The organism is Arthrobacter sp. H14, from assembly GCF_000520495.1.
Lineage (GTDB): Bacteria > Actinomycetota > Actinomycetes > Actinomycetales > Micrococcaceae > Arthrobacter_C.
Genome location: NZ_KI914648.1, coordinates 25,078 through 34,235, shown reverse-complemented (window position 1 = coordinate 34,235; position 9,158 = coordinate 25,078). Strand labels below are relative to the sequence as shown.

The window sequence follows — 9,158 nt, the reverse complement described above, 5'->3', positions numbered from 1 at the left end:
GCTCTGGGTGGTGCTCAGCGGCGGCCCGCCGCAGATTGTCGAACAAATCGAGACACTCTTCAGCTCCGTTTCGAGCGGATACGGCCAGAACTCTCCCAGTCAGTTCCCGCTGACCAGCGTGCTGCTGCTGGTGGTTATCCTCACCGCGATCCTGATGGGTGTCTACCTGGGCGCAACGAGCAGCAGGGCCAACAAGGCGTTGGCGCCGTTTGCCGCGGGCCTGACCTATGCGGCTGTTCTGCAGGTCGCACTGCCCATCAGTGGCGGCGGACTGAACCCTGCCCGCGCAACTGCGACGGTTCTGTTCGGTGAAGCAGCTGCGGCCGGCCAGCTGTGGCTGTTCTGGGTCGCGCCGCTGGCAGGTGCCGCGATTGCCGGCCTGATCGCCCGCAGCTTCGAACCAGCTCCGGCCGACAACAACAACGGCACCGACTCTTACGACGACGAGACCACCGTGGCGACCACGGGCACAGCCACCGCGACGGCCGGCACGAGGGGCCGCGGCGTATCGGACGAGTCCACCGCACCGCAGAGCCCTGCCGGCGGCGCGCCCGTGGGTGGCCCGATAGTCGAAGAGCGCGACGGAAATCCGTATCGCCGGGACGAGGCAAATCCGGATCACCGGAACGAAAACGACGCCCGCGACTTCTTCGACGGCAAAGACAAAAAGTAGCTACTGTAGGCCGTTTATTCCGCCGGTACTCCGAGACACGGGAGTGCCGGCGGAGTTTTGTCGGTGGCAGCGCATAGGTTAAAAATATGCGGATACTTCATACCTCGGACTGGCATCTCGGACGTTCTTTCCATGGCGTCGGGATGCTCGATGCCCAGCGCCGGTTTATCGACCAGCTCGTCACGACGGTGGTGGAAGAAGAGATTAACGTCGTGCTGATTTCCGGCGACGTCTATGACCGTGCGCTGCCGGCGGTGGATGTGGTTAACCTGCTGGACGACGCGCTGGTACGGATCACCTCGACCGGTGCGCGGGTCGTCCTCACCAGCGGCAATCATGACTCCGCTTCGCGTCTGGGCTTTGCGAGCCGGGTACTGGAACAGGGCGGGGTGCATCTGCGCACCCGGGTCGCCGACATTGATTCTCCCGTCATAGTCGACGACGGCGAAGTCCAGTTGGCGGTTTACGGCATTCCGTACCTGGAACCACGCCTGGTGGCTGAAGAGCTGGGGGCGGAATCGGCCTCGCACGCATCCGTCACCGCCGCCGCCCTGAAGCGCATCCATGCCGATCTGGAGCGGCGCAAGGATGCGGGGGATCAGCCCGTATCCTTCGTACTGGCCCACACGTTTGCCAGCGGTGGGATCAGCTCGGACAGCGAGCGGGACTTGGCGGCTGGTGGAGTGGGAGCAGTGCCGCTGGACCTGTTTGACGACATTGATTACGTGGCGCTCGGCCACCTGCATGGACGTCAGAGGCTGAGTGAATCCGTACGCTACTCGGGTTCACCATTGCCCTATTCGTTCTCGGAAGCCAAGCAGGACAAAGGCGGCTGGCTGGTCGAAGCCGGTCCGGCCGGCATCAAGAATGTGGAATCCATCATCTGGCCCGGCGCACGCCGGCTGGAAATCCTCCGCGGCACTCTGGACGATCTCCTCAGCGCCGACAGTTATGACTCCGCCGAGCAGGCCTTTTGCCAGATCACGCTCACCGACGCCGAACGGCCGAAGAGTGCGATGGAACGCGTCCGGTCCCGTTTTCCGCACACCCTCGTGCTCGGTTTCGAACCCGAAGGCGGTGATCAACGATCCGCGGAAACCTACGGTGCCCGGATTGCGCGGGCGGCCGACGACCTGGAGATCTGTTGCGGCTTCGTCGAACACGTCCGCGGACGTGGCATCGAGGACGGCGAGCGGGACATGCTGCGCGGCGCCCTCGAACGGTCCCGGGAAGCCGAGCAGAGCCGATGAGAATCAGCAGACTCGAGATCCAGGCGTTTGGCCCCTTCGCCAACCGGGAAGTCATTGACTTTGACGAGCTGAGCTCCCAAGGGCTGTTCCTGCTCAACGGTCCGACCGGAGCAGGCAAAACCAGTGTGCTCGACGCGATCTGCTTCGCGCTCTACGGCACCGTTCCAGGGGCACGGCAGGACGGCAAGCGGCTGCGCAGCGACCATGCGGATCCCGCCACTGTCCCGGAAGTAGTCTGCCGGTTCAGCGCCAGTGGCCGCACTTTCGAAGTCACCCGCAATCCCGCCTGGCAGCGCCCATCGAGTCGAGCGGCCAAGGGCACGACGCCGGAACAAGCCAAAACGCTGCTGCGCGAGCTGATCAACGGCGAGTGGCTGCAAAAATCCAGCCGGAACGATGAGGCCGGCCAGGAAATCACTGAACTACTGGGCATGAACGCTAAACAGTTCACGCGCGTGGTGATGCTCCCGCAGGGGGAGTTTGCTGCGTTTCTCCGCTCCGATGCCAACGACCGGCAGGAACTGTTGCAGCAACTGTTCGGCACCGAGCGCTTCAAATCCGTCGAACAGCAATTGCTGGCGGACGCCGCCGTCGCAAAGGAGCAGCTCTCACGGGCCGAATCCGGCGTCGAACTGATCCTGCATAAGGCTAGTGACGAAGCGGCCAAGTACCCGGCGCCGGAGGCAGACGAGGTCGACGGGGGCGAGCCAGAAGGGAACGGGCCAAACGAAACCACCACTTCCGTTGTTGACTCGCCGGACGGGACGTTGGAGGAAGATGACGGGACGGCCGGGGAACTGGATGACAGGGCCAGGCTTGCCGGTTGGGTGCAGCAGATTACCGGACTCGCCCAAGCCGCCGCAGATCAATCTGTTCAGGCGCGCTCCCGTGCCGCCGCTGCCCGAACCGAGCATCAGGAACTCTCCGGACGGCTGGCCAGATTCGACAAGCTAACCGCGGCTCAACGGGCCGGGGAAGACCTGGCCGGCCAAACCCAACTGCATGCGGACAGAATTGGAAAACGGCGGTTGCATCGCGCTGCCGAACTGCTTCAAAGCCGGCTGTCATCGGCCGAAGAAGCTGTGTCCGCACACACGAAATGCGCCGAATTGTCTGCCGACCGGCGTCGTCCCCTTCTGGAGCATCCCTTCTGCGCCGGGATCCTGACAAGTCCCGGGGAGGAAAACGGGCAGACCCTCAGCGTGGAACTGTTGAGTGAGTCCGAACGCGGTCTCAATGGTCAGCTTGCAGTGCTCGAAGCACTCGTGCCCGAGGAACGGGACCTGCAGGAGAAGCAGGGCCAGCTGGTCCGGTTGGAAAGCGAAGAAACAGCCGTGCTGGACAAAGCCGAACGGATGCGGCACCGCAGTGCTGAGCTGGATTCGGAAATCGCAGCTGCGAAGCTGCGGCTGGACGAGAGCAGCGCGCTGGCGGGAACGGTGGAACAAGCCAAGGCTGAAGAGCAACGTGCCCGTTCTGTCGTGGCAGCCATTCGCAGTTGTACCGTGAAACGGGAGCAGGAACAGCAACTATCGGCGGAATACCGGCGGCTGCAGGACGGCTACCTTGGCGCGAAATCCCGCTGGCTGGAGCTACTGCAGAAGCGGCTCGAACATGCAGCCGGAGAACTGGCGGCTTCCCTTGAGGATGACACCGCGTGCCCGGTCTGTGGCAGCACCGAGCACCCGGAGCCATCCGAACTGAGAGCCGCTGCCCGCAATGCCGGCGAGGAAGAGGAGGACGCGCGCCAGAAGCAGGAAGCGGCCGAGCTCCGGGTAAAGGAAGCTGGGACCCGGTGGCGCTCAGTGCAGCAGGAAGTCGCGGTCCTCGAGTCGCAGGGCGGAGGCTCGGACCTGGCGGATGCCGAGTCGAAGGCGGGACAGGCAACCGCTTCTGCCGAAGCTGCGACCAAAGCGGCGCAGCAACAGGCAACCGCAAAAGAGAAGCTCAGTGCGCTGGAAGAGGAGGCCCGGACGGTTACGGAGTCCGGGCAGGAGGTTGCGGCCGCCGCTGCGGAGCTGCGGATGGGAATGAAGTCCATCAAGGCCGCGGTCCAAGCCCTTGAGGAGAAGCTCACTCTCGCCCGCGGTAACCATGCCAGTTTGCAGGAGCGGGTCGAAGACCTCCGCGGGCTGGGGCAGCAGATGGCGGCATGCCTGCAGGCATTGCGGGCCGAAGAAAATGCTGTGGCCCATATGGAGAAGCTGGCCGCGGAGCTGGCCGATGCCATCGCTGGTTCTGCTTTCCAAAGCGCCGATGAAGTCAGAACGGCACTGTTGCCGGCCGATGATGCCGCCGGACTTGAGGCGGCTATCGAAGCGCACGAATCAGAACAGCACCGGGTTCGGGTCCTCTTTGAAGACGCTGAGGTTGGCCGGGCGATCGAGGAGGAAGCGGCTGCAGAAGCTATCCCGGATGAGAGCCAGGTGCGGGAAAAGCTGGAAATAGTTCATACCTGCACCGAATCTGCAGAAGAGGCGTCAGTAGCGCAACGAATGTTGGAAGCATCATTGCAGCAGCTGAAGGCTTTGCAGAGCCAGCTGGAGGAGGCATTGGCCACCGTCGAACCGGTGCGCGAGCATTCTGAACTACTCTCCGGCCTGGCCGATCTTGCCCGCGGCTCCGGTGAAAACGGTTACAAGATGACCCTGAACGCGTATGTGCTGGCTGCACGGCTGGAACAGGTTGCGCTGTGTGCCACGGAGCGCCTCGCCACCATGACCTCGGGCAGATACAGTCTCGTTTACGATGATTCCCGCGCTGCCCGCGGCGCTAAATCCGGTCTGGGACTGCAGGTGGTGGACGAATGGACCGGACGTCAGCGCGATACATCGACCCTCTCCGGGGGCGAATCCTTCATGGCGTCGCTGGCCCTGGCGCTCGGCCTAGCGGACGTGGTCCAGCACGAGTCCGGGGGAGTGGACATCGAGACGCTCTTCGTCGACGAAGGATTTGGCAGTCTGGATGAGGACGCGTTGGAGCAGGTTATGGACGCCCTCGAGGGTCTGCGCGACGGCGGACGGGTGGTCGGGCTGGTCAGTCATGTGCCGGAGATGAAGCTGCGTATCCCCGCCCAGTTGCAGGTCCTCAAGTCCCGGACCGGGTCCACATTGAGAATGCGCGAACCGGCGCTGGCCGAAGCCTGACCTCCCGGCGTCGAATTGACCGGGGCAGGCAGTAGAATTGCCATGTATCCGGGTCGTGCGCATCGGGTGGAGGGACGATGCGCTGCTACAAGGGAACCTGAACCAGTGAACGTCTCAATCAATAAAGGCGCGTCCGGAAACGCCTCCCATACACCGGAAGCTCCATCCACGTTGCATTCGCCTGATGCTCCGTCCAAAAAGAGCCCACTGGGCCGCTTCGGCCGTCTCCCGGAGTTGGCCGGACCGGGCTTCCTGCCGTTGGGCCTCTTTGCCCGGCTCCCGCTGGCGATGCTCACCATCGGTGCACTCGCACTGGTCCAAGCGGTCAGCCAGTCCTACGCCATCGGTGGTTACGCAGCCGGCGCAGTCGGCGTTGGTTCCGCCATCGGTGCACCGGTCCTCGGTTTCCTCGCCGACAGATCCGGGCAGCGCCCCGTCCTGCTGATCGCAGCATTGGCCAATACGCTGGCCATCGCCGGTCTCATCGCTGCCACGTATCTGGTACCGGACTTCAACACACCGTCCCTGCTGCTCATTCTGGCTGCCGCCCTGATCATGGGCGGGACGTGTCCGCAGGTGGGCCCATTGGCCCGCGTCCGCTGGATGGCGCTAACAGGGAGGAGCCCGCGCCAAGGGGACCTGGATACCGCCATGTCCTATGAGAGCACCGCCGATGAACTGACCTTTGTGATGGGACCGGCGCTGGTCGGATTGCTGGCCAGTGCGATCTCACCATGGCTGCCATTGGCGTTGGCGGCACTGATGACGATCACGCTGGTAAGCGCCTTCGCCGTGCACCGCACCCATTATGCTGTGGTTCCCACCCGGAAGATCGCTGCCGGACATCATCTCCCCGCTCCTGCCTCCAGGACCAAGGCCGCCGACTGGTGGCTGGTCAGCATTCCGGTGCTTGGCATGGTCTGCATGGGGACATTCTTCGGCGGTACGCAGACGGCACTGTTTGCTTTCGCCGGAGCCGGTTCCGGAACCGCGTCACTGGGAGGTTTGCTCTATGCGGTTATGGGGCTCAGCTCCGCGGCGGCCGCCCTGAGCGTCGCTTACTGGCCCGCTAAGTTCCGCCATCCCGTCCGTTGGCTCGCCTCCGCCGCGGCGATGGCCGCCCTGACGCTGCTGTTGTTCCTGCCGGAGACGACGACGCCGATGTTGATTGCGCTGTTTGCGTTGGGCATTTCCGTTGGTCCCACAATGGTGACCATCTTCAACATTGGGGGCAAAGTTGCTCCGGAGAACCGGCTGGGGACAGTGATGACCATGCTCGCCAGCGGAATCGTGGCCGGCACTGCGATCGGCTCCGCCATTGCGGGCAGCCTGGCAGAGAACACTGGCTATGAGCTGGCCTTCTTCGTCTCCACTGCTGCAGCCACCGGACTTCTCCTCCTTGGACTGCTGACCGCCGTCGTCGTTGAGCCGCGGGTAACGCGCCGGACTCAGCGCAGCTGAACCTCGATTTCGGTGGCGCTGCGGATCAGGCGTTCAGCAATGGGTGCCGTCTCCCGGGTCCCGCTGATATAGATAACGGCGATGGCCGCCGGCAGCTGCCCGGGAACGATAATGGGCACCGCCACGGATGACACCCCCGCTATGACCTCATCATGGCTGACGGCATAGCCGCGGTGCCCCGCTTCCTTCGCCTCGGCGCGGTAAGGCAGGCCAGGGGCAATCCGGTTCCACTCCTCCTCGGTAAGTGCGGATTGGATGGCAATACCAGGTGCTCCGGCGCTGAATTGGTGCCGGGTTCCTGGCCGCTGCGCCAAGGTGGTTTCGGAATGCCGCGGCTCGACCGTCATCAGAGTGACGCAATCGTGCCGGTCCCATTCGGCGATAAATGCCGTCATCTTCAGACGGTTGGCGACGTCGGTCAGCTCCGGCAGTGCCGCCGTCTGCAGGTCGCGTGAAACACCCCGGGCGAGGGCGGCCAGACCGGGTCCGGCCTGCACCAGCCCAGCCTCAGTGCGCATTAGCAGAGAGTGATCCTCCAATGTCCGCAGAATCCGGTAGGCAATGGAGCGGTGCACCCCCAAGGCCGAGGACAGCTCGGCAATACTCATCGGCGACTGGGCCTCCGCCAGAATCTCCAAGGCACGGATGCCCCTCGAAAGGGTTTGGGAATGCTTGGAACCGCCTGATCCCTGGATGGGTTCTGCCACCGTCATGGATGTCTCCTGATTCTGCGCCATTAGCCGGCGTTAGGACTGGCGGGAACCGGCTGCTTCACGTACGGGCGCGCAGTTCAGCAGGATGGGGGAGAAGAATGCGGCCAGCTCATCCGTTGCAGTCAACGGCAGTACGTTCGCCACATACTGATCCGGACGTACGACGACGACGACGCCGGTGCGGCTGAGTCCCCGGGCGTCGAAGATATCCTCGTCGGGCAACGCGCCGTAGACCTTCTCCAGGTTGGTGAGCTGGAAGGGGCCGACCTGCGGCTTGAATACCGGAGGTACGGCGTTGATGTCCACGTTCCTGTGATCCTGCTGGTAGACGACTTTCACATCGAACCAGGCGTCGCGGTCGGCACCCTCCGGCGTGGCCGTCAGTGGTGAGTCCGGTGCGGTATCAAGCCATTTGGCAAATTCGGTGGCACTCGAGGGCGCTCCTGCCGGTGCCTCGTCGGCGAAGACATAGATGCGCCAGCGTCCGTCCGCCCTGGCCTGGTGTCCAAGGTGCAGGGGGTTGGTATCGCAAATGCGGACTACGTTTGCGGACTTGAAGCGTTTGCCGACCGGGAACCCAGTGGCCAGGTCCTGATGGGCGGCTTCCGCGGTGAGCATCGAAGGCGCATACTCGGTCATGAATCCGGCCGGGAATTCGGCGGTTTGCACGTAGAAGTTCTCGAGTTCGGAGGGGTCGTCGAACTCCTCGGGCTTCATGGCCATCATCGTTGACCACTTCTTGTCGAAGTCGATGAGGTCTTTGGCGACCACCTGACGTTCGGCGGAGTACGTGGAGAGCAGTGACTCGGGAGCGCGGCCATCGAGCACATGCCCGAGCTTCCAGCCCAGATTGAACGCATCCTGCATGGAGACGTTCATGCCCTGGCCGGCCTTGGCGCTGTGGGTATGGCATGCATCGCCGGCGATGAAAACGCGGGGAGTGCGGGTCCCGATCTCCTCCAGCAGGACGTCGTCGAACCGATCAGTCAGCCGGTGCCCTACCTCGTAAACGCTGTGCCACGCGACGCTGCGGACGTCGAGCGAATAAGGGTGCATGATCGCATTGGCATGGGCGATGATCTCGTCAATGGTTGTGCTGCGGATCGCCCGCTTGTTATCGGCTTCCACCTCGCCAAGGTCAACGTACATGCGGAAAAGGTAGCCACCTTCGCGCGGGATCAGCAGGATGGACCCGCCCGAGCCGGACTGGATCGCGCACTTGGTCCGGATGTCGGGGAAGTCAGTGTTGGCCAGCACATCCATGACGCCCCATGCGTGGTTGGCCTGATTGCCCTTCATAGTGCAGCCGATCGATTCGCGGACCTTGCTCCGCGCACCGTCTCCACCGAGCACGTACTTGGCCCGTATGGTGCGCTCCTGACCCTCATTTTCGCCTGACGTGTGGGCAAGGGTCACTGTGACGGGGTACTCGCCCTCGTCCGCGACTTCCAGGCCACGGAACTCGTAGCCATAGTCCGGTTTCATCCGGGCGGGGGAGTTGGCCATGAACTTGGCGAAGTGGTCCAGGACCCGGGCCTGATTGACAATCAAGTGCCGGAATTCGCTGATGTCGCCGGTCTCGTCGTCGACAGCGCGGCCGGAGCGGAAGATCCGGGTGGGGTCCTCAGGGTTCGGCTTCCAGAAGTTCATCTCCGTGATCCAGTACGCTTCGGCCGTGAGTTCCTCGGCGAAGCCGAAAGCCTGGAAGGTCTCGACACTTCGGGCCTGGATGCCATCAGCCTGGCCGATCTCCAGCCGCCCCGGGCGACGCTCGACTATCCGCGTCGTCACATTCGGGAACTGGGCGAGCTGGGCGGCGGTCACCATGCCCGCGGGTCCGGTACCCACGATCAGCACATCAACTTCGTCGGGCAACTCTTCGGGCCGGTCGATGCCGGCGCCGGCCGCCGGCTCG

At 63.7% G+C, this 9,158-nt stretch carries 6 protein-coding genes; 4 read left to right on the top strand and 2 right to left on the bottom strand.

The features are described from left to right. From Y707_RS28965 to Y707_RS0109835, 4 genes are all read left to right on the top strand, one after another. The coding region (locus Y707_RS28965; protein WP_173401455.1) for an aquaporin at window positions 1-673 on the top strand (673 nt) is incomplete at its 5' end. 86 nt (window positions 674-759) lie between these two features. Beyond that, entirely contained in the window at window positions 760-1,923 is a 1,164-nt protein-coding gene (locus Y707_RS0109845) for an exonuclease SbcCD subunit D (RefSeq protein WP_026534958.1), read from the top strand. Beyond that, complete coding sequence (locus tag Y707_RS0109840; RefSeq protein WP_026534957.1) at window positions 1,920-5,069, top strand: AAA family ATPase; 3,150 nt, start codon at window positions 1,920-1,922, stop codon at window positions 5,067-5,069. Before Y707_RS0109845 ends, Y707_RS0109840 begins: the two co-directional genes overlap by 4 nt. Window positions 5,070-5,174: 105 nt before the next feature. After that, the gene (locus tag Y707_RS0109835; protein ID WP_442853289.1) at window positions 5,175-6,530 is read left to right on the top strand and encodes an MFS transporter; all 1,356 of its coding nucleotides are present in this window, start codon (window positions 5,175-5,177) and stop codon (window positions 6,528-6,530) included. Here the strand turns inward: Y707_RS0109835 and Y707_RS0109830 are convergent. Then, entirely contained in the window at window positions 6,518-7,243 is a 726-nt protein-coding gene (locus Y707_RS0109830; protein WP_051441852.1) for an IclR family transcriptional regulator, read from the bottom strand. The two genes, Y707_RS0109835 and Y707_RS0109830, sit on opposite strands and share 13 nt — an antisense overlap. 33 nt (window positions 7,244-7,276) lie before the next feature. Further along, a partial coding sequence (locus tag Y707_RS24890; RefSeq protein ID WP_035781075.1) for an FAD-binding monooxygenase occupies window positions 7,277-9,158 on the bottom strand: 1,882 nt, incomplete at its 5' end.

Coding starts and splice junctions, on each gene's coding strand:
- Y707_RS0109845 (WP_026534958.1), top strand. CDS start 760: ATGCGGATACTTCATACCTCGGACTGGCATCTCGGACGTTCTTTCCAT.
- Y707_RS0109840 (WP_026534957.1), top strand. CDS start 1,920: ATGAGAATCAGCAGACTCGAGATCCAGGCGTTTGGCCCCTTCGCCAAC.
- Y707_RS0109830 (WP_051441852.1), bottom strand. CDS start 7,243: ATGACGGTGGCAGAACCCATCCAGGGATCAGGCGGTTCCAAGCATTCC.